19 protein-coding genes are annotated in these 24,386 nt (G+C 67.6%); 6 read left to right on the plus strand and 13 right to left on the minus strand.

Going from position 1 to position 24,386, the window contains the following annotated elements; translation table 11 throughout:
• Nucleotides 1-120: 120 nt before the first annotated feature.
• On the plus strand, nt 121-2,259 hold the full coding sequence (gene rlmKL, locus Q9R17_RS15310; RefSeq protein ID WP_308155453.1) for a bifunctional 23S rRNA (guanine(2069)-N(7))-methyltransferase RlmK/23S rRNA (guanine(2445)-N(2))-methyltransferase RlmL: 2,139 nt from the start codon (nt 121-123) through the stop codon (nt 2,257-2,259).
• A gap of 129 nt (nt 2,260-2,388) precedes the next feature.
• Here the strand turns inward: rlmKL and Q9R17_RS15315 are convergent, their stop codons facing one another.
• The 7 genes from Q9R17_RS15315 to Q9R17_RS15345 form a co-directional block, all read right to left on the minus strand.
• Complete coding sequence (locus Q9R17_RS15315) at nt 2,389-2,718, minus strand: DUF3325 domain-containing protein (RefSeq protein ID WP_308155454.1); 330 nt, start codon at nt 2,716-2,718, stop codon at nt 2,389-2,391.
• Nucleotides 2,715-4,331, minus strand: a complete 1,617-nt coding sequence (locus Q9R17_RS15320) for a PepSY-associated TM helix domain-containing protein (protein ID WP_308155455.1) — start codon at nt 4,329-4,331, stop codon at nt 2,715-2,717. Before Q9R17_RS15320 ends, Q9R17_RS15315 begins: the two co-directional genes overlap by 4 nt.
• Nucleotides 4,328-4,609: a DUF3649 domain-containing protein gene (locus Q9R17_RS15325; protein ID WP_308158357.1), complete on the minus strand. Its 282-nt coding sequence runs from the start codon at nt 4,607-4,609 to the stop codon at nt 4,328-4,330. The genes Q9R17_RS15320 and Q9R17_RS15325 overlap by 4 nt, the downstream gene beginning before the upstream one ends.
• A gap of 142 nt (nt 4,610-4,751) precedes the next feature.
• Complete coding sequence (locus tag Q9R17_RS15330; RefSeq protein WP_308155456.1) at nt 4,752-6,974, minus strand: TonB-dependent siderophore receptor; 2,223 nt, start codon at nt 6,972-6,974, stop codon at nt 4,752-4,754.
• 258 nt (nt 6,975-7,232) lie between these two features.
• Nucleotides 7,233-8,519: a DUF445 family protein gene (locus Q9R17_RS15335; protein ID WP_308155457.1), complete on the minus strand. Its 1,287-nt coding sequence runs from the start codon at nt 8,517-8,519 to the stop codon at nt 7,233-7,235.
• A 57-nt stretch (nt 8,520-8,576) separates the two neighbouring features.
• Entirely contained in the window at nt 8,577-9,455 is an 879-nt protein-coding gene (locus Q9R17_RS15340) for a plasmid replication/partition related protein (protein ID WP_308155458.1), read from the minus strand.
• Between the two features lie 63 nt (nt 9,456-9,518).
• Nucleotides 9,519-10,871, minus strand: a complete 1,353-nt coding sequence (locus Q9R17_RS15345; protein WP_308155459.1) for an aspartate aminotransferase family protein — start codon at nt 10,869-10,871, stop codon at nt 9,519-9,521.
• Nucleotides 10,872-10,976: 105 nt separating this feature from the next.
• On the opposite strand from Q9R17_RS15345, the gene Q9R17_RS15350 reads away from it, so the two are divergent.
• Nucleotides 10,977-12,473, plus strand: coding sequence for an aldehyde dehydrogenase (locus Q9R17_RS15350; protein WP_308155460.1), 1,497 nt, complete (start codon nt 10,977-10,979; stop codon nt 12,471-12,473).
• A gap of 11 nt (nt 12,474-12,484) precedes the next feature.
• On the opposite strand, the gene Q9R17_RS15355 is transcribed toward Q9R17_RS15350, so the two are convergent.
• Nucleotides 12,485-13,132: a hypothetical protein gene (locus Q9R17_RS15355; protein ID WP_308155461.1), complete on the minus strand. Its 648-nt coding sequence runs from the start codon at nt 13,130-13,132 to the stop codon at nt 12,485-12,487.
• Nucleotides 13,133-13,278: 146 nt separating this feature from the next.
• On the opposite strand from Q9R17_RS15355, the gene Q9R17_RS15360 reads away from it, so the two are divergent.
• The gene (locus tag Q9R17_RS15360; RefSeq protein WP_308155462.1) at nt 13,279-14,559 is read left to right on the plus strand and encodes an MFS transporter; all 1,281 of its coding nucleotides are present in this window, start codon (nt 13,279-13,281) and stop codon (nt 14,557-14,559) included.
• On the opposite strand, the gene Q9R17_RS15365 is transcribed toward Q9R17_RS15360, so the two are convergent.
• Together Q9R17_RS15365 and Q9R17_RS15370 are read right to left on the minus strand one after the other, a co-directional pair.
• Nucleotides 14,560-15,021 (minus strand): bacteriohemerythrin, encoded by a 462-nt coding sequence (locus Q9R17_RS15365; protein ID WP_308155463.1) that lies wholly within the window; start codon nt 15,019-15,021, stop codon nt 14,560-14,562.
• Nucleotides 15,022-15,113: 92 nt separating this feature from the next.
• Nucleotides 15,114-16,451 carry a diguanylate cyclase gene (locus Q9R17_RS15370; protein ID WP_308155464.1) on the minus strand — a complete coding sequence of 446 codons (1,338 nt, stop codon included), beginning with the start codon at nt 16,449-16,451 and terminating at the stop codon, nt 15,114-15,116.
• Nucleotides 16,452-16,788: 337 nt separating this feature from the next.
• Between Q9R17_RS15370 and Q9R17_RS15375 the strand changes: the two genes are divergently transcribed.
• Complete coding sequence (locus Q9R17_RS15375; RefSeq protein ID WP_308155465.1) at nt 16,789-17,214, plus strand: hypothetical protein; 426 nt, start codon at nt 16,789-16,791, stop codon at nt 17,212-17,214.
• 82 nt (nt 17,215-17,296) lie between these two features.
• Here the strand turns inward: Q9R17_RS15375 and Q9R17_RS15380 are convergent, their stop codons facing one another.
• The 3 genes from Q9R17_RS15380 to Q9R17_RS15390 form a co-directional block, all read right to left on the minus strand.
• Complete coding sequence (locus tag Q9R17_RS15380; RefSeq protein WP_308155466.1) at nt 17,297-18,877, minus strand: MASE1 domain-containing protein; 1,581 nt, start codon at nt 18,875-18,877, stop codon at nt 17,297-17,299.
• Nucleotides 18,878-19,065: 188 nt separating this feature from the next.
• The gene (locus Q9R17_RS15385) at nt 19,066-20,682 is read right to left on the minus strand and encodes an MASE1 domain-containing protein (protein ID WP_308158358.1); all 1,617 of its coding nucleotides are present in this window, start codon (nt 20,680-20,682) and stop codon (nt 19,066-19,068) included.
• A 70-nt stretch (nt 20,683-20,752) separates the two neighbouring features.
• Nucleotides 20,753-22,054 carry an FAD-binding oxidoreductase gene (locus Q9R17_RS15390; protein WP_308155467.1) on the minus strand — a complete coding sequence of 434 codons (1,302 nt, stop codon included), beginning with the start codon at nt 22,052-22,054 and terminating at the stop codon, nt 20,753-20,755.
• Nucleotides 22,055-22,157: 103 nt separating this feature from the next.
• On the opposite strand from Q9R17_RS15390, the gene Q9R17_RS15395 reads away from it, so the two are divergent.
• Both Q9R17_RS15395 and Q9R17_RS15400 read left to right on the plus strand, forming a co-directional pair.
• Nucleotides 22,158-22,919 carry a gamma-glutamyl-gamma-aminobutyrate hydrolase family protein gene (locus tag Q9R17_RS15395; RefSeq protein ID WP_308155468.1) on the plus strand — a complete coding sequence of 254 codons (762 nt, stop codon included), beginning with the start codon at nt 22,158-22,160 and terminating at the stop codon, nt 22,917-22,919.
• On the plus strand, nt 22,916-24,313 hold the full coding sequence (locus Q9R17_RS15400) for a glutamine synthetase family protein (RefSeq protein ID WP_308155469.1): 1,398 nt from the start codon (nt 22,916-22,918) through the stop codon (nt 24,311-24,313). The genes Q9R17_RS15395 and Q9R17_RS15400 overlap by 4 nt, the downstream gene beginning before the upstream one ends.
• Nucleotides 24,314-24,386 lie beyond the last annotated feature (73 nt).

Here is a 24,386-nt window from a genome sequence, read left to right on the forward strand (position 1 = left end):
CCGCATTGACTACAATGGCAGCCCCGCCGCCCCCGGCGCGGGCCTGCCGGCCGTGCCCACGGCCCTCCCTTCCGAATGGCCCGGCTGCCTGCCGTGCCCGACCACCTGCGAACCGATCCCGTGAAATTCTTCGTCTCCTGCGCCAAGGGCCTGGAATACCTGCTTGCCGATGAACTGTCGGCCTTCGGCCTGGCCAAGGCCACCGCCACCATCGCCGGCGTCAACGCCGAGGGCGAACTGGCACAGGCACAGCGGATCGTGATGTGGTCGCGCCTGGCCAGCCGCGTGCTGTGGCCGATCGCCGAATTCGAATGCCCCGACGAGCAGGCGCTGTACGACGGCGTTCGTGCGCAACCCTGGCACGAGCACCTGCTGCCCGAGCACACCCTGGCCGTGGACGCGCACGTGTCCGGTGACAAGATCACCCACGCCCGCTTCGCCGCGCAGCGCATCAAGGACGCCATCGTCGACCGCATGCGCGATGAAGGCCTGGAGCGTCCCTCGGTCAACACCGACCTGCCCGACGTGCGCGTGAACCTGTCGCTGCGCAAGGGCCGTGCTTCGCTGTCGATCGATCTGGGCGGTGGCCCACTGCATCGCCGCGGCTGGCGCGGTGCCGCCCACGAGGCCCCGCTGAAGGAAAACCTGGCCGCCGCGCTGCTGCTGCGCGCGCAGTGGCCGCGCCTGCACGCCGCCGGTGGCGGCCTGCTGGACCCGATGTGCGGCAGCGGCACGCTGCTGATCGAAGGCGCGCTGATGGCCGCCGACGTGGCCCCTGGCCTGATGCGCCATGGCAGCCTGCCGCCGAGCCGCTGGCTGGGCTTCGACAAGGCCGGCTGGAAGGCCATCCTGGTCGAAGCGCGTGAGCGCGAGGCTGCCGGCCTGGCGGCACTGAAGCCGGTCATCCACGGCAGCGACATCGACCCGACCGCGATTGCCGCGGCCCGCGAGAATGCCGAAGTGGCCGGCGTGGCCCACGCCATCCGTTTCACGCGTGCCGACGTGGCCGACCTGGCTGCACCGGAGCAGGAAATCGGCGCGGTGGTCTGCAACCCGCCCTACGACGAGCGCCTGGCGGCCGATCCGGCGCTGTACCGCGCGCTGGGCAACGCGCTGCAGAAGGCAGTGCCGCAGTGGCGCGCCAGCCTGCTGTGCGGCAACGACGAACTGGCCTTCGCCACCGGCCTGCGCGCCGGCAAGAAGTACCAGATGTTCAACGGCGCGCTGGAGTGTGCGCTGATCGTCTGCGACCCCATCGCCGTGCCCGGCCGTGATCCGGCGCAGCCGCGCGAACTGAGTGAAGGCGCGCAGATGGTGGCCAACCGCCTGCGCAAGAACCTGAAGAAGTTCAAGAGCTGGCGCGCGCGCGAGGACATCACCTGCTTCCGCGCCTACGATGCCGATCTGCCCGAGTACGCGGCCGCCATTGACGTGTACGAGGAAGACGGCGGCAAGCGCCGCACCTTCCTGCACGTGCAGGAATACGCCGCGCCGGCCGCGATTCCCGAGAACGACGTGCGTCGCCGCCGCAACGAACTGCTGGCGGCGGCACGCGAGGTGTTCGGCGTACCGCCGGAGCAGGTGTCGATGAAATCGCGCGAGCGCGGCAAGGGCGGCAGCAAGTACGGCCGCTTCGAGCAGCGCGAGGAGTTCATCATGGTGCGCGAGAACCACGCGCTGCTGCAGGTGAACCTGTTCGACTACCTCGATACCGGCCTGTTCCTGGACCACCGGCCGCTGCGGAAAATGATGGCCGAACATGTGCGGGGCAAGCGCTTCCTGAACCTGTTCTGCTACACCGGCGTGGCCAGCGTGCAGGCGGCAGTGGCCGGTGCGGCCAGCACCACCAGCGTGGACCTGTCGGCCACCTACCTGCAGTGGTGCTACGACAACCTGGCGTTGAACGGGCAGGGTGGCCACCAGCATCTGCTGGTGCAGGCCGACGCCATGGCGTGGCTGGAAGCCGATGAAGGCCAGTACGACGTGATCTTCTGTGACCCGCCGACGTTCTCCAATTCGTCCCGTGCCGAGGATTTCGACGTGCAGCGCGAACAGCTGCGCCTGTTGCGCGCGGCCGTCGCACGGCTGGCACCGGGCGGCGTGCTGTACTTCTCCAACAACTTCCGCCGTTTCAAGCTGGAAGAGAACGCCATCGCCGAGTTCGCCCAGTGCCGCGAGATCACCGCGCGCACCATCGGCCCGGATTTCGAGCGCAACGCCCGCATCCACCGCGCGTGGGAGTTGAAGCGCCTGGGCTGACCCCGGCAACGGCACGCCCCCGTCCATCCACGCCACGCGTGGATGGGCTCTGGTAGATCCACGCCATGCGTGGATGAGCCCGGGTAGATCCACGCCATGCGTGGATCAGACCCCCCGCGGCTCCCTGCATCACACCAACGCGGCCACCGCCCCCAGCACCGGCAACACGATCGCCAGCGGCGCGATCCACGCAGGCCGGTAGGGATAGAGCCCGAACGCCAGCCCGATCCCGGCCACGGTCAGCGTGCCCAGCCACAGCACCGGGCCCATCGCCCAGCCATGGTCGACCACGCACAGGGCAAAGGTCAGCGCCAGCAGCAGCCAGCCCAGCACGCGCCAGGCCGTGCGCCGCCGGGGCGAGGCCGCAGCCTTGCCATGCAGGTCCTGCTGGTGCTTTTCCATTGCCAACGACAACGCAGTGAACGCGCTGAACGTCACGCCCAGGGCCAGCAGCATCATGCGCCGGCCTCCGTGGGCGCAGCCACCTTGCCGGTGGCCGCAGCGGCAAGGCGCTTCTTCTCGGCAGCACTCAGCGGCGGCGTCCAGCGCTGCATGCGCCAGCCACACAGGGCCAGCATCGCGCCGAAGGCGATCATCGACAGGTCGAAGCCGGCCAGCACCCCATCACCATTGAACAAGGTCACGCCCAGATGCGCGTGGGTGGTCAGCGCATTGAGCACCGGCAGCAGGGCGAACAGCGCGGCCCCCAGGTACAGCTGCCACGCCCACATCATCCGCTTCGGCCACAGGAACGCCGCCAGCAGTGCGGCACCCCAAGCGTAGAAGAACACGTTGGCTTCCGCGTCGGCACGCTCGGCCAGGCCCAGCGGCAGCAGCCGGTTGCCCCAGAAATAGCTGGCGAACGCGATCGGCAGGCCCGCCACTGCGCCGATGTTCAGCGCATCGACCAGGCGCAGGCCGAAACCGGTGCGCCCGCTCTTGGCATGCTTGGGCCGTTCCTTCACCGCCCACAGCACCACGCCGCTGGCCACCATCAGGCAGCCGGTCAGGCCGGACAGGAAGAACAGCGCCCGCAGGCCCCAGTCGGCGAAGCGCGCCAGGTGCAGCCCGTACATCACCCCGCGTGTCGCAGTGGCGCCGCCGGACGCCGGCGTTTCGGCCAGCAGCGCGCCGGTGACCATGTCATAGCGCAGCGCCGGGGTGTCGATAGACAGGCGCTTGCCGTCGCGCTGGCGGATGTCGATCACGGCGTTGGCCGCGCCCGGGTTGGCTACGGTGAAGCCAGCCACTTCGATGCCGTGCCAGCGCGTGCGCGCGGCCTCCAGCAACTGGTGCAGCGGCAGTGGGGCCGCCCGACCTTCGGCCGGTGCACTCAACTCCGGCATGCCACCGATGGCATCGGCGAAGAAGGCGTTGCGATCGTCCTGGTAGACCGCCTGCACACCCCAAGGCAGGTACATCAGCATCAGGGTGACGATGCCGGTATAGGTGATCATGGCGTGGTAGGGCAGGGCCATCACCGCGCTGACGTTGTGGAAATCCAGCCACGAACGCAGGCCCTTGTCCTTGCGGAAGGTGAAGAAGTCCTTGAAGATTTTCTTGTGCGTGATAACCCCGGTGATGATCGCCACCAGCATGAACATCGCGCAGAAGCCCACCAGGTAGCGTGCCCACACCACCGGGATGTAGTGCAGGTCGAAGTGCAGGCGGTAGAAGAAATCGCCGCCGCGGGTTTCGCGGGCCTGCAGCGGCTGGCCACTGTTCGGGTCCAGGGTGGCCTCGCCGAAGCCGCCACGGCGGCCCTTTTCCGGGTCCACCTGGTCCGGCGGCAGCCGCCAGAACATCTGCATGGCCGGGTTGCGCGGCTGCGGCAGGGTCACGAACCAGTTTTCGGCCTGGCCGGCGTTGGCCAGCAGGTAATCGACGGCGCGCTGCGCGGCTTCATCGGTACTGACCGTGCTGCGTGGCAGTTCCGGGCGCATCCAGCGGCTGATCTCCTCGCGGTAGTAGCTGGCCGTGCCGGCCATGAAGATCAGCAGCAGCAGCCAGCCCACCACCAGGCCGGTCCAGGTGTGCAGCCACGCCATCGACTGGCGGAATCCGTTCTTCATGCCCAGGCCCCCAGCAGCCGCGAGATGCCGGCCAGCAGCAGGGTGGGAACGAGGATGCCCAGCCAGGCACGCAGGGCACTGCGCGTGGCGAAGGCCCACAGCGCGGCGCAGGCGGCCACGACAATGCCGACCAGCATGCCGGTCAGCACGGCCTGGCCGCGCGCCATCGGCAGGGCCACCGCGCAGAACACGGACGTCATCGACGCCAGCGCGTAGCCGCCCAGGATGGCGGCCAGTGAACGGGACAGCACGCCCCAGCGCGGGCTGTGCGGGTGCAGCGGGGCGAATACGCGGGCGAGGCGGGAGCTGGCGATGGCGGGCGGGCGGTCCACGGTAGTCCTGCAGGGAGTGGAAAACAAAGGTGGGGTGGCCATCCATGGCCAGGCGCCGGTCGCAGAACCGTCGCCGTCCTTCAAGCGGTCAGAGCTTCCAGCGCAGCGTCACGGTGACGTTGCGCGGTTCGCCCCAGTACACGCCGTTGTAGAAACCGACGTTGTTGTAATACTTCTTGTCCAGCAGGTTGTTGACGTTCACCTGCGCGCTGAAATTGGCGTTGAAGCGGTAGCCGGCCGCCAGGTTCAGCAGGTAGAACGCGTCCTGCTGGATCGGCGCCTGCACGGTGCGGCCACTGCTGGCGTAGTCCGGGGCGGGCTTGGCGCTCATGCGCCAGAGGCGGCTCTGCCAGGTCGCACCGCCACCCAGCCAGAAGCGGCCGTCACTGCCACCGGGGCGCCAGCTGGCGTTGAGGCGCACGGTGTCCTGCGGGGTGGTGGTGTTCTGCAGTACGCCATCCTTGTTGCGGCTGACGGTGTGCGCGTAGCCGGCGGCCAGGTTCCAATGCTCACCGAGCGTGCCCTGCGCTTCCATTTCCCATCCGTGCACCTTGTTGCCCTTGCCGGTGGAACGGTAGGCCTGGCCGCCATCGGGCAGCGAATTGGACGGCACCGTATCGTCCACTTCGCCCACATTGTCCTTCTGCCCCTGGAAGATCGCGGCGGAGGCGTTCAGCAGGCCGTCGAAGAATTCGGCCTTCAGGCCACCCTCGTACATCGTGCCCACCACCGGCTCGAGGTAGTTGCCGTTGCGGTCACGCAGTTCCTGCGGCGCGAAGATGTCGGTATAGCTGGCGTAGGCGCTGAGCACGCTGTTGATGTCATACACCACGCCGAAATACGGGGTGGTCTGGTCCTTGGGCGAGTAGCCGTCGCGCTTGGTGCCGGTGCGGTTGCCGCTGCTGTCGTAGCTGTAGTTCCAGCGCTTGGTTTCCCAGTTGCCATAGCGGACGCCGGCCACGACCAGCAGCGGATCGGCCAGGCGCAGGCGCGTGGCCAGGTAGGCGGCCTGCTGGCGCAGTTCGCTCTCAGAGCCGAGGTAGCCCAGGCGGGTCACCGGCAGCGGCGCGACATCGCCGGTCCAGTGGCGCCAATCCGGCACGAGGGCGTAGCTGGCCGGATAGGTGCCGACGGTCGCGGCGGGATTTTCGCCCTTGCGGGTGGACTGGCCGATGCCGAACACCACTTCCTGCGCGTGGCCGAACAGCGCGAAGCGGCCGGTGGCGTTGATGTCCACCACGTCCATCGTGCTGTCTTCCATGAAGTTGCCGATGTAGGCCCGCACGCCGGTGCCATCGGCACGCGGGTAGCCCTGCGCGCCGTACCAGACCGCACCGCTGGTGCTGCGCTTGGCCCGGCTGATGGCGGCCTTGACCGACCAGTTCTGGCCAAGCTGCTGTTCCAGGCGCGCGAACGTGGTTTTTTCCACGATCGGCCAGCTGCTCCAGGACGCGGACAGGTTGGTCGAGCGCGGCAGGTTGGCCGGCGTGCCGTCCGGGCCCCAGTACGGCACCACGCCCCAGGTGACGCCGGTGGTGCGTGGCGACTGGTATTCATAGCCCACTTCGGCCAGCGTGCTGTCGGTCAGGTCGGCCTGCACGATGCCGTAGAACACATCCTTGTCGAGCCGGTAGACGTCGCGGAACGAATCGCTCTGCTGCTTGGCGGCGACCACGCGGGCACGGATGCGGCCATCCCACGCGATCGGGCCACCCAGATCGGCTTCCAGGCGCTGGTTGCCCCAGCGGCCCACGGTCAGGTTGGCCCCCATCTGGAAGGTGTCGGTGGGGCGCTTGCGCACCATGCTGATGGTGCCGGAGGGATCACCGGCACCGGTGGTCAGCCCGGTGGCGCCGCGGATCACCTCGATGCGCTCGTAGATGGCGCTGTCGGTGTTGGTCTTGATCGACCCACCGAAGGTGTTGAGCATGCCATCGACCTGGAAATTGGTGATGCTGTAGCCGCGCGATACGTAGTTGATGCGCTCGCTGTCGGTGACCGACACGCTCACGCCGGTCACCTGGCCCATCACATCCGACAGCGCGAACAGGCCCATGTCATCCAGCCGCTGGCGGGTGATCACGGTGACCGACTGCGGCGTTTCGCGCAGTGACAGGTCCAGCTTGGTGGCGCTGCGGGCGCTCTTGACGGTGTAGCTGTTGGGAATCTCACCATCGGCGGTGACCTTCACCGTATCCAGCGTACGTGCGGAGGCGTCGGCCGGAGCGTCGGCATGGGCGGCGAAGCCGGCCAGCAGTGACATCAGGGCAAGAGCCAGTGGAGCAGGGGGCGGCAGGAGCGGTCGGGACATGCGGGTGCGATTCCATGCAGGAGAAAGACAGGCGATGGAAGCCACGCAATTGAAACCCGCGCACCGGCCGGTGCGGCGCCACGTTTCTCCCATCGGCATGCCCGCGCAGGGGCGCGGCGGGCATGAAGTTCCGGGGGTGTACACGGGCGGCAGCGCAGGGGGCGCCGGGTTGGCTAAGCGTACAGCCGATCAGCGAATGATAGGCATTCTCATTTTGTTAATCAAGCGTGAGGGCTTCCGCGCCCTTCCGGCCCTCGTTCAGAACCGGAACAGCACCGTTGCCGCGTGCAGCAGCAGGCCGATCAGGCCGCCTACCAGGGTGCCGTTGAAACGGATGAACTGCAGGTCGCGGCCCACGCTCAGTTCCAGCTGTTCCACCAGATGGCGCTCGTCCCAGCCCTTGACCGTCTGCGCGATGTGCGTGGTGACCCCGTCGCGCAGGCGGTCGGTCAGGCGCTGCGCGCCGTCCAGCAGGTGCTGGTTGAGCGCATCGCGCAGGGCCGGATCGTCCTGCAGTGCCTGCCCCAGCGACGCCAGGCTGCGCTGCAGGTGGCCGGCCAGCAGGGAATCGGGGCGCTGCAGGTCCGCGCGCAGGCTGGCGTGGATGCGCGCCCACAGCCCCTGCACGTAGTCCTGCAGGGCCGGGTGATCGATCATTTCCTGCTTGAGCTGTTCGATGCGTTCGGCCAGGGCCGGGTCCTCGCGCAGGCGCTGTACGTAGTTGCCCAGCCACCGCTCGTAATCCTGGCGCAGGGGATGTTCTGGTTCGGACAGTACCTGCTGCAGTTCCTCCAGCACCGCCCGCGCCAGCCGTTCGGCCAGGCTGTCGCCGATCTCATCGATCGGCTTGACCCAGTTCACCGTGCTCGACAGTGTCGGCCACTCGCGCTGGATGTAGCGCACGATCAGCTGCGAGGCGCGTTCCTTGACCTCAGGCTGCTCCAGCCACCGCCCCAGGCGCTGCAGGCCTTCGTCCAGCACCCGCTGGTGGCGGCCATCGGCGGTCAGCAGGGCCAGCAGTTCGCCGGCGGTGGCTGCCGCGTTCCACTGCCGCAGCTGCTGCACCACGAAGCCGTGCAGCTGCCGGCGCACGGCGCCTTCGTCGAAGAAATCCAGTGCCTGCAATGCCCAGCCGCGGGCCATGTCGGCCAGCATGCGCGTGCGCTCAGGCTCGGCCAGCCAGCTGCCGAGGCGGCGGGCCGGATCGAATACCTGCAGCTTGGCCAGCAGTACGCCCGGTTCCAGGAACTGGTCGCGCACGAACAGGGCCAGGCTGTCGGCGATGCGCGCCTTGCTGCGCGGAATGATCGCCGTATGCGGAATGGGCAGCCCCATCGGACGGCGGAACAGGGCCACCACCGCGAACCAGTCGGCCAGTGCGCCGACCGCGGCGGCTTCGCAGAAGGCCGATACCCAGGCCCACGCGCCACGCTCGCCCTGCCAGTGGCTGACCGCAAAGCCGGCCAGCATCAACAGCAGCAGGCCCAGCGCGATGGCCTTCAGGCGCCGCAGCTGTGCGCGGCGTGGATCGAGGGGAGTCGACATGGGCAAAGTCTACCCGTCGCCAGATGACGCCGGCGCATCGGACGCCGGCGCTGCTGCTTACCGTGCTTCCAGCTGCCTGCGCAGTGCGGCCAGCTGGGCGCGCAGGGTGTCGTTTTCGCGGGTCAGCGCGGCCACGCGGCGGCGCAGGGCCGGGGCGTCCTCGCCCAGCTGTTCCAGTGCGGCCATCACCTCGGCATCGCGGCTGGCGATCTCATCCTCGTCCGCCTCCTCGAAATCCATCTCCGCCGGTTCCGGCTTCGGCGCCCGCGGCTTGCGCTTGGATTCACGCACGCGCTTGGCGGCCTGCTTCAGCTCGTCCTTGCCCCCGGCGGCGGCGGCGCGCTGCTCGTCTTCCGGCAGGTCGGCCACGGCGGCCGCAGCGCTGATCGAAATGACGCCGGCTTTCACCGCTTCCACCACTTCCGCGGCGGCCTGGGCGTGGATGCGCTCGATCATGCCCACCTGGCTCGTGCTCAGCTTGGCTTCGCGGGCCAGCTCGGCGCGGCTGATCTTCGGCGCCGGTTCCCACGGCGGGCTGTCCTCGCCGGCCTCCTCGGCCGGTGCGGCGGTGCCATCACTCTCGCGCTGCAGCTGGGCCTGCTCGACCTGCTTGCGCGCCGCCAGGATGTCGCGCTTGCGCAGGGCCAGCACACCCCGCTGGAAATCGGACACGCTGCGCCGGCCCAGGTGCTGTTCGATCATCCACAGGTGCACGTCTTCCATGCTCTGGAAACGGGTGTTCTGCACCGTGTTGAACGGCAGGCCGTGCTTCTGGCAGATGCCGAAGCGGTTGTGGCCATCGACCAGCACCTCGCCCCACAGCACCAGTGCATCGCGGCAGCCTTCGGCCAGGATGCTGCGCTCCAGCGCGTCATGTTCGTCGGTGGTCAGCGGATCGATGTAGGCCTTGAGTTCTTCTTTGACGACGATGTCCATGGGCACGGCAACGGGCAGGAGCGGAACCGCCCATTGTACCCGCTCGCCGGCGCGGGCCCGGCCCTAGGCGGTGGCCCGGATCATCTCGCCCAGGGTGCCGGTGATCTGGTCGATCTGTGCCTTGTCCACGATCAGCGGTGGCGACAGGGCGATGGTGTCGCCCGTGCAGCGCACCAGCAGGTGCCCATCGTGGAAGCAGCGCCGGAACACCTCATATCCCCGGCTGCCGGGGGCATCGCGACGCGGTGCCAGTTCCACCGCGCCGACCAGCCCGAAGTTGCGGATGTCGATCACGTTGGGCAGCCCCTGCAGGGCATGCAGGCGCTCCTGCCAGTACTCGCCCAGTTCGATGGCGCGCTCGAACAGGCGCTCGCTGGCATAGACCTCCAGCGTCGCCAGCGCGGCCGCACAGGCCAGCGGGTGGCCCGAATAGGTATAGCCATGGAACAGGTCGATGGCATGGGCCGGCCCCTGGTTGAAGGGCGCATGCACCGCATCGCTGACCAGCACGCCGCCCAGTGGCACCGCACCGTTGCTGACGCCCTTGGCGAAGGTGAGCAGATCCGGAGTGACGCCGAAACGCTGTGCGGCAAACGGCATGCCGACCCGGCCGAAGCCGGTGATGACCTCATCGAATACCAGCAGGATGCCGTGCTGGTCGCAGATCTCGCGCAGGCGCTGCAGATAGCCTGCCGCCGGCAGGATCACCCCGGCGGACCCGGCCACCGGCTCGACGAACACCGCGGCCACGGTCGAGGGGTCATGCAGGGCCAGCAGCCGCTCCAGCGCATCGGCCAGCTCCACGCCATGGCGCGGCAGGCCCTTGCTGAAGGCGTTGCGCTGCAGGTCCAGGGTGTGGGGCAGGTAGTCGGTACCGGCCAGCTGCAGGCCGAACTGCTTGCGGTTGTTGGGCAGCCCGCCGATGGCCATGCCGCCGAAGCCGACGCCGTGGTAAGCCTTTTCGCGGCCGATGAAGCGCGTGCGCTGGCCCTCGCCGCGCAGGCGGTGATGGGCCAGGATGATCTTCATCGCGGTGTCCACTGCTTCGGAACCGGAATTGGTGAAGAACACATGGTTCAGCGTGCCCGGTGCCAGTGCAGCCAGCCGTTGGGCCAGGACGAAGGCCGGCGGCGAACCCATCTGGAAGGGTGGGGCGTAATCGAGCGTGGCGGCCTGTTCGGCGATGGCCGCCACGATCGACGGCCGCGCATGGCCGGCATTGCAGCACCACAGGCCGGCGGTACCGTCCAGCACCCGATGGCCGTCCACGTCCTCGTAGTGCATGCCCTCCGCGCGCACCAGCAGGCGCGGGGCGCCCTTGAACTGCGGGTTGGCGGTGAACGGCATCCAATAGGCCTGCAGCGAATCCGGGCGCTGGGTGGCCAGCGTGGCAAGGTCGGGGGCGGGGGTCTTCATGCCGGCTCCATCACTGCAGATGGCCCGACTGTACCGCAGCGGCCTCACCTGGCGCTGTCAACGCCGGCGCTATAAAGGGCCACAGTCCCGTTGTGGAGCCGGCCCATGCCTTCCTTCCCCGACCGTGCGCACTGGCAGGCCCTGGCCAGCCGCCTGGCCATCCCCGGGCAGGCCTTCATCGGCGGCCGATACGTCGACGCCGCCAGTGGCGCACGCTTCGACTGCATCAGCCCGGTGGATGGCCGTGTGCTGGGCAGCGTGGCCGACTGCGACGAGCAGGATGTGCAACGGGCGGTGGCCGCAGCGCGACGCGCCTTCGATGGCGGGCCCTGGCCGCGCATGGCACCGGCGCAGCGCAAGCAGGTGCTGCTGGCATTGGCGGCGCTGGTCGAGCGCCATGGCGACGAACTGGCGTTGCTGGAAACACTGGACATGGGCAAGCCGATCCGTGACGCGCGCCGGGTGGACATCGCCGGCGCCGTGCGCTGCCTGGCCTGGACCGCTGAAGCGGTGGACAAGCTGTACGGTGAACTCGCCCCGACCGGGGCGCAGGAACTGGGCCTGGTCAGCCGTGAGCCGGTGGGCGTGGTGGCGGCGATCGTGCCGTGGAATTTCCCGTTGCTGATGGCCTGCTGGAAGATCGCGCCGGCGCTGGCGATGGGCAATGCGGTGGTGCTCAAGCCATCGGAGCGTTCGCCCCTGAGCGCGCTGCGGCTGGCGGCGCTGGCGGCCGAGGCGGGCGTGCCCGAGGGGGTACTGAACGTGGTGCCCGGGTTCGGTGTGCGCGTGGGGGAGCCGCTGGCCCTGCACATGGACGTCGATACGCTGGCCTTCACCGGTTCCACCGCCACCGGCGCCCGCCTTCTGCAGTATGCCGGGCGCTCCAACCTCAAGCGGGTCTGGCTCGAATGTGGCGGCAAGAGCCCGCACGTGGTGTTCGCCGATGCCCCCGACCTGGATGCGGCTGCCCGCGGCGTGGCCAAGGGCATCTTCTTCAACCAGGGGGAGGTCTGCACGGCGGGCGCGCGGTTGCTGGTGCAGCGCGCCATCCGCGAGGATTTCGTGCGCCAGGTTGTGGCCTATGGGCGACAGATGCAGCCCCGCCACCCGCTGGAGGCCGACGCCCCGATGGGCGCGCTGGTGGACGCCGCGCATGCCGACAAGGTGCTGGCCGATATCGCACGGGCCGAGGCAGATGGCGCGCGCCTGCTGCTGGGCGGCCGCCGTGCCGAGGTCGAGGCGGGTGGCAGCTACCTGCAGCCGACCGTGTTCGACCAGGTGCGGCCGGAGCAGGCCTTGGCGCAGGAAGAGGTGTTCGGCCCGGTGCTGGCGGTGATCGGGTTCGATGACGAGGGCGAGGCCGTGCGCCTGGCCAACGACAGCCGCTACGGCCTGGCGGCTGGCCTGTGGACGCGCGACTTGGGGCGTGCCCACCGCGTGGCGCGCCAGCTGCGCGCGGGCAGCGTGTGGGTCAACGGCTGGGATGGCGGCGACATGACCGCGCCGTTCGGTGGCTACAAGCAGTCCGGCAACGGCCGCGACAAATCACTGCACGCCTTCGACAAGTACAGCGAGATCAAGGCGACCTGGATCCAGCTCTGAGCGCGGGGCCGTCAGCGGCACCGCGCGCTGACCTCCAGCACCGCCTCGCGCAGGGCGTCGCGGTCGCGCGGGTCCACCGCGTTCTGCAGGTAGCCCATGTCCTGTCGCGCCAGCTCGCACGGATCGGTCATGTAGCCCGGTGGCCAAAGTCCGAGGAAGCGGCTGATCGCCTGCAGCTTCTGCTGCGGCGACATCTGCGGCCGCAGCCGGAAAGGCGGCCGTCGCGGCTGGAACGCCGGGTGCACTTCGCGACGGCCCAGCACCTTCGTGGCCACGCCTTCGGCGCTGATGCCATCGCCACCGTCGATGCTGCCGGCGGGCAGGGCAAGATCGAGTGTGGTGCCGGCCGCAGCCGCTGGAGGCGGGCCGTCGACAGCGCCGGTATCGCCCTGTACCGGCCGGGCCGCGGGCGGGCTGGAGGGGCGTCGTGCCGGGGCCTGTGATGCCGGGGGAAGCGAGGGCGGGGCCGCCACCGGTGGTGCGGCCTCGCTCATCAGCCAGCGCAGGCTGATGCGGCTCTCTTCACGCGTACCGGGTGCCGGCCGCAGGCTGCCCATCAACCACCAGCCCAGCAGCAGGTGCAGGCCTGCGACCACGCTCCATGCGCCGCAGCGGTGCAGCAGGCTGTCATGTGGCAATGCCCTGGCAACGGAATGCATCGGTGCTGCGTCCCTGCGGTACCTGGAGGGTACAGAGTGGCCGGGGCAGGAAAAGTTCCCTCGGCCGTCGGTGTCGATTGAAACCAATGCCCCAGCTGCCGCAGGGGGCGTGGCAGAATCGACCGAACCGCTTTCCAGATCTGCCGATGTCGACAACCGCCGCTGCCGCACTGCCCGTCAATTCCCCCCGTCGTGTCCTGCTGGCCAGCCTGATCGGCACCACCATCGAATTCTTCGATTTCTACATCTACGCCACGGCGGCGGTGCTGGTGTTCCCGCACCTGTTCTTCCCCGAAAGCAGCGACAAGGCGGCCCTGCTGCAATCGCTGGCGACCTTCGCGGTGGCCTTCATCGCACGGCCGGTGGGCTCGGCGGTATTCGGTCATTTCGGCGACCGCATCGGGCGCAAGGCCACGCTGGTCGCCGCGCTGCTGACGATGGGGCTGTCCACGGTGGCCATCGGCCTGCTGCCCACGCATGCGCAGATTGGCCTGTGGGCGCCGGCGCTGCTGGCGCTGTGCCGCTTCGGCCAAGGCCTGGGCCTGGGCGGCGAGTGGGGCGGGGCGGTGCTGCTGGCCACCGAGAACGCACCGCCGGGCAAGCGCGCGTGGTACGGCATGTTCCCGCAGCTGGGCGCACCGCTGGGGTTCCTGCTCTCGGCCGGCATCTTCCTGCTGCTGGGCCACTGGCTGAGCCAGGACGATTTCCTGCAGTGGGGCTGGCGCATCCCGTTTGTCGGCAGCGCGCTGCTGGTGGGGCTGGGCCTGTGGATCCGCCTGAACATCCACGAGACGCCCGACTTCAAGCGCGCGCTGGAAAGCAACACGCGCGTGCGCCTGCCGATGCTTACCGTCATCCGCGACCACCCGCTGCCGCTGCTGCTGGGCACGCTGGGGGCGTTCGCCACCTTCGTGCTGTTCTACCTGATGACGGTGTTCGCGCTGGGCTATGGCACGGCGGCGCTGGGCTACCCGCGCGACCAGTTCCTGCTGCTGCAGATGGTCGGCATCCTGTTCTTCGCGGCCGGCATTCCCATCGCCGCACGCTACGGTGACCGCTGGGGCACGCGCCGCACGATGATACTGGCCAGTGTGCTGATCCTCGGGTTCGGCGTGCTGTTCGCCCCGTTGTTCCAGGCCGGACAGCCGTGGCTGGTGCTGGGCTTCCTGTCGCTGGGGCTGTTCCTGATGGGCCTGACCTACGGCCCCTGCGGCACCTTCCTTGCCGAGATCTACCCGGTGGAAGTGCGTTACACCGGTGCATCGCTGTCGTTCAACCTGGCCGGCATCCTGGGCGCGGCACCGGCCCCGTACCTGGCCACCTGGCTGGCCGAGCGCTTCGGCCTGGTGGCCGTCGGCCTGTACCTGTCGCTGACCGTGGTGCTGACCCTGTGCGCGCTGCTTGCCCTGCGCCAGCGCCTGCGCTGATCAGCCGAAGACGCGCTTGAGCGTGCGGCCCAGCCAGGTGCCGCCCTGGTGCTCGCGCGCGAACTGGCTCAGGTGCTGCTTGACCTGGTCGGCATAGGCGCGGTCATCGCCACGGATGTGGTTGAACAGCCAGCGCGACAGCATGGTGCGCAGTTCATCGCTGATGTCCTCACCGGCATGGAAACGCAGGCGGTACTCGGCCACCCGCTTGATGAAGACTTCATGCACGCGCTTGTGCGCGGCGCAGAAGGCGTAGCCCGCTTCCTCCATCAGTTCCTCTTCGAAGGCGAAGTGGGACATCGTGTAGTCCACCACCTCGTCGATCACCTCGGCGACCGCCAGCCGCTGCAGGCTTGCCTGCGCCACATGCAGGTGATTGAGCATTTCCACGATGCGGCGGTGTTGCTGGTCGATCACCTCGATGCCGATGTTCAGATCGTCCTGCCAGACCAATAGTGCCATTTCCGACTCCCTGTGATGCATTGTCAGGGATGACTGTAGGAACAGGTCCGATGGTCGGCGTTGATCTCGATCAAGGCGCGGTGTGCGGGGGCTCAGCCCAGTGCAGGTTCGCGCAGGCGCAGCGGGGTGGCCACGGTCGTGCAGCTGACCCGGTTGCGGCCGCCGGCCTTGGCCAGGTACAGCTGGCGGTCGGCCTCGGAAATCAGCCGATGCAGGGCATCGCGCTGCGGGCGCAGGCAGCACAGGCCGATGCTGACGGTCATGCGCAGGGTGGCAGTTCCGACATCCACTTCCAGCGCGGCGATGCGTTGGCGCAGCGCATCGAAGTAGGCCAGGGCCTCGTCCTGCTCCATGTCCGGCACCAGCAGGCAGAATTCCTCGCCGCCAAAGCGGGCGATCAGGTCCTGCGGCCGGGCATGGGCAGCCACTGCCGCAGCCACCGCGCGCAGCGCGTCGTCGCCGGCTTCGTGGCCGTGGCTGTCGTTGATGTGCTTGAAGTGGTCGATGTCGATCATCGCCACCGCCACGCACTGGCCGTGCAGCTGCGGCAGCTGCCGCTGGCTCTGTTCCAGGAAGCAGCGGCGGTTGGGCAACCCGGTGAGGAAGTCGCGGGTGGCCAGGTCCTGCAGGGTGCCGATCAGCTCCAGCTGGTCCACGTTCTGCGATACACGGCAGAAGAATTCCTCGCGCGAATAGGGCTTGCGCAGGAAGTCATTGGCGCCGTTCTTCAGGAAGCGTGGAATCAGCGAGGCGTCGGTGTTGCCGGAAATGCCGATCACCGCCACCTTGTCGCGCGAGCGCAGCGTGCGCAGGCGGCGGGTGAATTCCACGCCCTGCATGCCCGGCATTTCCTGGTCCACCACCGCCAGGCGGATGGCCGGGTAGGCTTCGATCGCCGCCAGCCCTTCCACGCCATCGGCGGCTTCATGCACGTCGTGGCCATACATGCGCAGCAATGCAGCGGCATAGCCGCGTGCGGAGGGCGAATCATCGACCACCAGCGCGGCAATGCGCCGGTTGCGTTCCAGCCGCTGCACCAGCCACACCAGGTAATCGACGCTGCCAGGCGTGTTCTTCAGTACGTAATCGATGATCTGCTGCTGCAGCACGCGTTTACGCAGGTCTTCGTCGTACACCCCGCTGACCACCACCGTGGGCAGGTTGCGCTGCACGAAGAAGTCCACCACGGTGTCGCGATCGCCATCGGCCAGGACCAGCCCGGTCAGCACCAGGAACCAGCCGCCGCGCTCGGACAGCAGGCGGTCGGCCTCGGCCAGGGTGGTGGCCACCACGACCGGCAGTTCCAGGCGCTGCTCGATGGCCTCGCGCAGCATGCTGGTGAACGCACGCGAATTTTCCACCAGCAGGATGCGCTGTGGCAGGGTGTCACCGTGGTCGCTGTCGACAGCGCCCTGCAGCAAGGCAGGCATGGGGCGATGGCTCGGTTGCGGAGGTCTTGGGACGGATATCGGCGGTTTCGGATGCAACTTTAGCCGGGAATCATGGGTGTGGCGGTTTTCATGATGCCGGGGCAACCGGCGGCAGCCGGGAACCGTCCTGGGCCTGCTTCATGGCGTTCAGCACAAGCGATGGTTATGCTGGTCCTGCCACCGTTGCAGGGTATCCAAGGCACGATTGCGTCGAGCGAGGGGCAAACCTTCGAGCAGGATCGATAATCATCCGGTCATGGGGTGGCAAAACGGAGTTTCGTGGCGTTTTCTGTCCAACCTACCATGGGGGGTGAATGTGAGATTTTCGGGTGTGCAAGTGCTGGTTTCTGCCGCTGCCCTGTTCTCTGCGTCGGTTTTCAGTGTGGCGGCATGCTGCCCGAGCGGAGACAACGGGATTTACATGGCCAAGAGCGGTCTGGGGGAATCCCTGCCGGCGGCGGTGAATCTGAGCGTGAATCCGAACTGGCTGGTTTACGGCTTCGAGCGTGAGGGCATCAATTACTATCAGGTCAATGATCTCTCGGGTCAGGTCGTCCTGATTGTTGGCAATGTCGATGCGACATTCTGGACGCTGCCCGCAGGCCGGAATCCTGCCAGGGTGTCGTTGCCGTCCCGCCGGCTGTCGCTGCCTGAAAAGGCGGTGCGTCGGGTGGTGTTCCAGAACACGGAATTCTCGCTGGTCGTGCATGGGGAAGGGGCCAGCGCGATCTGGGCCATCGAACCTGCCCCGCCGGCCGGTTGAAGGATGAGGTCCTCCAGCCGTCAAGGCGACTGGAGGATTTTCAGGTGAGGCTTGAGCCTGCGTATCGCCCGCATGCGGGCACTCAGGCAATGTCCGCGCGGGCGATCCAGGCAGCATGCGTGCTGCCGCTCGTGGCGCCGGTGGTAGGTTCCAGCAGCAGCACCCGGACACGGTTGCCACGGCATTGCACGCTTCCGCCATAAGCCAGTGCACGCGAGCTGAGCCGCTCGACGGCCAGCCGTGTTGTATCGAGCAGCAACGGGCGATTGCGGTCCAGCAGGGAAACGCTGACGAGAATTCCCTGTTGTCCCTGCCATCTGCCACAGCGTGCACGTATCTGGACCTGGCCATGCTCATGCTTGAGCAGCAACGCAACGGCTTCGCACAGCGTACGGTATGCAGCCAGCTGCAGCGCAATGCTCAATTGGCACGGGTCTCCGGCCAGGTGCGGGGGGACTACCCGGTGGGTCTGGTCCCAGCTCTCGCGGATGCCGCTGACCTGCAAGGCCAGATAGAGCCCCACCTGTTCGACTTCCGTCGGGTACACCATGCTCGTCAGTTCACGGAACTGGCGCGAATGGGCGGTGGAGGTAAGCAGAAGGTCCATGGCCGGTGAGTGGTGTCCATGCATCTTCAACAGGTCGGCAGTTCTGTTGAGGGATGCCTCGATTCCGTCCGCGATTCTCCTCAGGTCCAAGGCGCGCTCCCGAAGGTCCATCTCGCCGGCCATATGCGCGGACCTCGAGAGCCGGGCAGCCTGGTGCCCATCCAGATCCCGATCGGCGTGCTGGTGGTAACGCTGGGTAATGCGTGCCCCCAGCGCCAGTAGTCCCGTTCCCGCGATGGCCACGAGTTGCTGCGTCATGAAGGTCCGGGCATCAAACGAACCCAGTTGCCCTGACGTCGGGGTCATCAGCGCGATGAGGATGTTCAGCAGTGGTACCCCGATCGCGGCGCCCTGCCAGCCGTGGACGCAGGTCAGGATGATGACGGGAAGCGCCATTGCCAGTTGCAGGCTTGTCTTGGCGCTATCCGACAATCCCGGGGCCAGTGCCGTGAAGAGGCCCAGGCCCAGCATCAGGGAGAGCGCGGCGATGGTCGGCGAGGAGCGCCAGAACCTCCATTCATACATGGAGTGCCGCCTGCTCCAGAGCACGGCGAGCGGAGCCACGGTCAGGATGGCAATGTAGTCGCCGAGGACGAATCGTACGGCCCTTGTAGCAAACGGCACGCTGGAGGGGCTGTCCGACAGCAGGTGGGAGAGCCCCAGTTTCAGTGCAGTAGCGACCAGGGCTGCCGATACAGCAACCGAAAGCAACCACCCATCCGTTGTGGCGGTCATGACTCTGCGGTGCGCATGAATGACCAGCGCAACGGCCGGCAACAGGAAGGCTGACCCCAGGATCACCCAGGCCAAGCCATATTGATCTATCAGTGGGTACCGCAACTGGGCGAAGTAGGCATACTCGCCCAGCAGCAGGTAGGGCCAGAGCCGGGGAGGGCATACCAGCAGGGCCGCCACGCGTATGCCGGCTGGCAGGTAGAACTGGTCCAGAGAGATCCGCCAGGCACCCCAGCAGGCGATGGCGTACATCGCTGCAATGGCCAGCCCAACCGGCCGTATGCGGAAATTCAGTTCAAATCCCTTCTTCCACCAATTCAATCCCAAGCCTCCCTTGCTCGTTGCATGGCGGCAACCCCATCGATACCCAGGAGCCCCAATGGGGCGACAGTATCGGCAGATTCACGGCTGCGCAATCGCACCGTATCTGCAGGCGTTGTTGGGAATGGAAGGGCGGGCAACGGAAATCACTTTCAAGAAGTGACCGATATCTCGTTTTTCTTCCATCGTCAGTTGATGGTCTGCGGGTCCGGTGGATCATGTGGATTCACAGGACGCAGGGTCGGGGGGAGTTCCGTGGCTGAATAGGTCCGGGCGGAAGTCCCCTGTGCTTCCAGCAGCATGATCCGGATCCTGTTGCCGGGCATGTCCATGCGGCCCCCATGGGCAAGGATGCGTCCCAACAGCTGTTCGGTGGCAAGCTGCTGGGTCTGCTCTGCAAGCGGTTGGCGGATATCGACAAGGGCAATGGAAATGATCAGCCCCTGCCGCTGCCTGAAGCGTCCACAGCGGATACGCACCGCGATCTGCCCATTTTCGCATTTGAGCAGCAGTGACACGGCTTCGACCACCAGACGATAAGCGACAAGTTGTGTGCCTACTTCCAGCTTGCACGGGTCTCCCATCAACCAGGGCTGGCCGATCCGGTGCGAATGGTTCCAGGCTTCGCGGACCCCGCCCGCTTGCAGTGCCACGAACAGCCCCAAGCGTTCCAGCGTGGACGGGTAGATCATGCTGGCCTGTGCGCGGAACAGGCGCGAATGCACTTCGGTGGTATGGCGAAGGCTGTCTGCCACCGCGTGATGGCCCTGCGAATGCAGCCAGTTCACCATTTCGTTGAGCGATAGGTCCATGCCATCGCCGAGCCGGCGCAGGTGCGCTGCCCGTTCCCGCAGGTCCATTTCGCTGGCAAGGTGCGAATTGCGGGCCAGTTGCAGCGCGGCCCTGCCATCTTCCTCGCGCTGCCGATGCTGACTCTGGAAATGGCTGATGCGCGCCCCCAGCAACAGCAGGGCGACACTGGTAATGGCCATGGCCTGCTGGGTGGCGAAAGTGGCTGCATCAAAGGCATCTGGCTCCAACGCCGGTGGGCCCAGGCCGAGGACCATGTTCAGCGCAGTAACACCCACAGCGGCACCACGCCATCCCAACAGGCAGGTCAGCACAATGGCGGGTACCGGCAGCAGCAGGAGCAGTTGCAGCGATCCCCGGGGCGCGACAGCCGCAGGAAGCACCGGTGTCACCTGCAGGCCGATCAGGAGTATCAACGCCAGTGCTGCGGCTGTTGTTGCAATTGCTCTGCGCGTCCAGCGTTCCTCCTTGCGCCGGATCCAGAGCAGTGCAAGTGGGGCGGCCACCAGGATGCCGATGAAATCCCCGAGTGCGTAACGCAGCACATAGGTAGTGAACGATTCTTCACGCAACGGGGGCCAGAGCAGGCTGGAGATGCCGATGTTCAGCAGGCTGACGACCACGGCGGTGAAAAACGCGATGGAAATCACCCCGACGATCGTGGTGCGTGACAGCAGCTGACGGTGCAGCCGCACGATCAGCATCACCGCCGGCATCAGGAACACCGAAGCGCAGATCACCCAGATCAGGCCGTACTTGTCCAGCAGCGGAATCCGCAGGTGCGCGAAGTAGGCGTATTCACCGATCAGCAGATAGGGCCACAGCCGGGGGGGACACAGCAGCAGGGCGGCCACACGGACGCCGGCAGGCAGGAAGAACTGGTCCAGTGAAAGCTGCCGGGCCCCCCAGCAGGCCACGGCATAGGCCAGCGCCAGCAACCACCCTTCCGGGCGGATACGCAGCCTGACCTGTATCCCTTCCTTCCACCAGTCCATTCGCATGCCCCCGATGCTCCAGCCCGGATTATGCAAACAATCCGCTTCGGGGGCACATCGGGGCGGGGGCTTACCCCAGCGCATCCCGCAGCTTCACCATGGCCATGGTGGCTACCAGCAGGGGCATGCGCAGCCAGCGCCCACCCGGGAAAGGCTTGTGGCGCAGGCGTTCGAACACATCCAGCCGCTGTGCCTGGCCGGCGATGGCCTCGGCGATGACCTCCCCGGCCAGGTGCGCTGCCGCCACGCCATGGCCGGAAAAGCCCTGCGCGAAATAGATGTCCGGCGTCAGCCGGCCCCAGTGCGGTGCGCGTGAAGGTGTGATGTCCACATAGCCGCCCCACAGGTACTCGAACCCGGTTCCCTGCAGCTGCGGGAACACCTTCCACATGCGCTGCTGCAGGGTCTGGCCCAATCCCGGCGGCGGCAATGCGGAATAGCTGGCGCCCCCCCCGAACAGCAGGCGATGGTCATGGCTGAGGCGGAAGTAGTCCAGCACCCAGCCGGTGTCGGCCACCGCCATCGCATTGCGGATCAGGGCCCGTGCGCGTGCTTCACCCAGCACCGGCGTTGCGCCGACATAGGTGCCGACCGGCATCATGCGCCGTTCCAGCTCTGGTGCGATGCCTTCCAGCAGGGCGTTGCCCGCCAGCACCACATGGTCGGCGCTGATGCTGCCGGTGGCGGTGCGCAGCTGCGGGTGGGGGCCGCGCTGCAGTGCCAGCACCGGGCTGTCCTCGTGGATCACCACGCCGGCGGCACGTGCGGCATCGGCCAGGCCCTGGACGAAGGCGAGCGGGTGCAGGTGGCCACTGAGCGGGTCGAACAGGGCGCCGCGATAGCGTGGGCTGTCCAGCTGTGCGTGCAGGGTGGCGGCGTCCCACCATTGCAGGGGGTAGTCGTAGCGCTCGACCAGCGTGTCCAGGTGCCCGCGCAGGCTGCGTTCCTGGCGCGCGGTGATCGGCACGCTGGCGTGGCCATCGATCCAATGACAGTCGATGCCATGACGGGTGATGCGTTCGCGCACCTGCTGCACGCCCTGGCGCGAGAAGTCGAACAGGGTACGCGCATCGGCGGCCCCGACCATGGCTTCCAGCGTATCCACTTCGCAGCCGTAGCCCACCAGCACCTGGCCGCCGTTGCGGCCGGAGGCGCCCCAGCCGATCCGCCGGGCTTCCAGCACTTCGACCTTGAAGCCGCGCTCGGCCAGTGCCAGCGCCGCCGACAGCCCGGTGTAACCCGCGCCGAGGATGGCCACGTCGGCCTGGCGCGCGCCCTGCAGCGGGGGCAGCGGTACACGGGGGGGCACGCTGGCGGCATACCAGCTGGGCGGCAGCGCACGGTGCTCGTGGCGGAAAAGGTCGCGTCGCATGGCAATAGTGTGGCGCAGTTGCACGGCGGCGGTGTGACCGCAGCGTGGTTGCCGATGCGCCGCCGGCGGCGGTAACGTGGCTGGGCGCGCCACGGAGCCTGCCATGCCACGCCTGCCCTGGGTCGGTCTGCCCACAGACCGCGCGGTGATCGGCCACCACCGCTTCGCGGTGGCGGGGGAAAAGTACGTCCGTGCGCTGGTCGAAGCGGCCGCTGCCACGCCGGTGCTGCTGCCCAGCCTGCAGCCGGCGTTGCCCGCGCGGGACTGGCTGCAGGGGCTTGATGGTCTGCTGTTGACCGGTGCGGTCAGCAACATCGCGCCGGAACACTACGACGGTGGCCGTACCTGGCCCGGCAACCCGCAGGACCCGGCCCGGGATGCCACGGCATTGGCGTTGCTGCACGAGGCACTGGCCATGGACCTGCCGGTGCTGGCGATCTGCCGTGGGTTCCAGGAACTCAACGTGGCCCTGGGCGGCACGCTGCACCCGGAGGTGCACGCGGTGCCGGGACGGGCCGACCACCGCGAGGACATCCGGGCCACGGTGGAGGTGCAGTACGGGCCGGCGCACGCGGTGGCGCTGGCGCCTGGTGGCTGGCTGCGGCGCTGGGCCGGCACGGACAGCGTCCCGGTCAATTCGGTGCACGGGCAGGGCATCGACCGGCTCGGTCGCGGCCTGCAGGTGGAGGCACGCGCCCCCGATGGACTGGTCGAGGCCGCACGCAGCACGCGCCACCGCTTCGTGCTGGGCGTACAGTGGCACCCGGAGTGGCGTGTCATGCAGAACCCGTTCTATCACGCTATTTTCCATGCCTTCGGCCAAGCTTGCCGTGGCCACACCCCCGTCCCACTGGATTTCCCATGACCTCCCGAACGCGCCCGCGCAAGACGGCCACGCCCCCGCCACCGCAGGAAAGCAGCCTGCTGCGCTGGCTGAAGGAGCGGCGCATCACCGAGGTCGAATGCCTGGTGCCGGACATCACCGGCAACGCGCGTGGCAAGATCATTCCCGCCGACAAGTTCTCGCATGATTACGGCACGCGGCTGCCCGAAGGCATCTTCGCCACTACGGTCACCGGCGACTTCCCCGACGACTACTACGAGCTGACCTCGCCGTCGGACTCGGACATGATGCTGCGCCCGGACCCGGACACCGTGCGCATGGTGCCGTGGGCGGCCGACCCGACCGCCCAGATCATCCATGACTGCTATACCAAGACCGGCCAGCCGCACGAGCTGGCGCCGCGCAACGTGCTGCGCCGTGTGCTCGATGCCTATGCCGAGCTGGGCCTGCGCCCGGTGGTGGCGCCGGAACTGGAGTTCTTCCTGGTGCAGAAGAACACCGACCCGGATTTCCCGCTGCTGCCCCCGGCCGGCCGCTCCGGCCGCCCGGAAACGGCGCGGCAGTCGTATTCCATCGATGCGGTCAACGAATTCGACCCCATCCTGGACCTGATGTACGACTATGCCGATGCGATGAAGCTGGACGTGGATACGCTCATCCACGAATCCGGCGCGGCGCAGCTGGAAGTGAACTTCACCCATGCCGATGCCATGGACCTGGCCGACCAGGTGTTCCTGTTCAAGCGCACCATGCGCGAGGCGGCCATGCGCCACGGGGTGTATGCCACCTTCCTGGCCAAGCCGATGGAGAACGAGCCGGGCAGTGCCATGCACATCCACCAGAGCCTGGTGAAGGTGAGCGATGGCAGCAACGTGTTCGCCGGTGAAGGGCAGGGCGAAGGCGAGTTCAGCCCGGTGTTCGGCCACTACCTGGGCGGGCTGCAGAAGTATGCACCGCTGGCGATGGCGTTCTTCGCGCCGAACGTCAATTCCTACCGGCGGCTGGTGTTTGGCGAGGTCTCGCCCAGCAATGTGCATTGGGGCTTCGACAACCGCACCTGCGGCCTGCGCGTGCCGCTGGATACCCCGGCCAACATGCGCGTGGAAAGCCGCTTCGCCGGTTCCGACGCCAACCCCTACCTGGCCATGGCCGCCACCCTGGCCTGCGGCCTGCTCGGCATCCGCGAACGGTTGGCACCGGATGCGCCGGTAACCGGCAGCGCCAAGGAGCTGGGCTACAACCTGCCGCGCTCGCTGGGCGAGGCGCTGGACGGGCTGGAGCGGTGCGAGGCGCTGCAGGCCCTGCTGGGCGAGCGTTTCTGCCGCGCCTACATTTCGGTCAAGCGCAAGGAATACGAGACCTTCTTCCGGGTCATCAGCTCGTGGGAGCGCGAGTTCCTGCTGCTCAACGTGTAGGCGCCGTCAATGGCAAAATACGCCCCCCGGGGGTAGGCTGGCCCCGTCGCCGGCCCATCCCGGCCACCGCCGA

Origin of the sequence: Stenotrophomonas sp. 24(2023) (assembly GCF_030913365.1) — a bacterium.
Taxonomy (GTDB): domain Bacteria; phylum Pseudomonadota; class Gammaproteobacteria; order Xanthomonadales; family Xanthomonadaceae; genus Stenotrophomonas.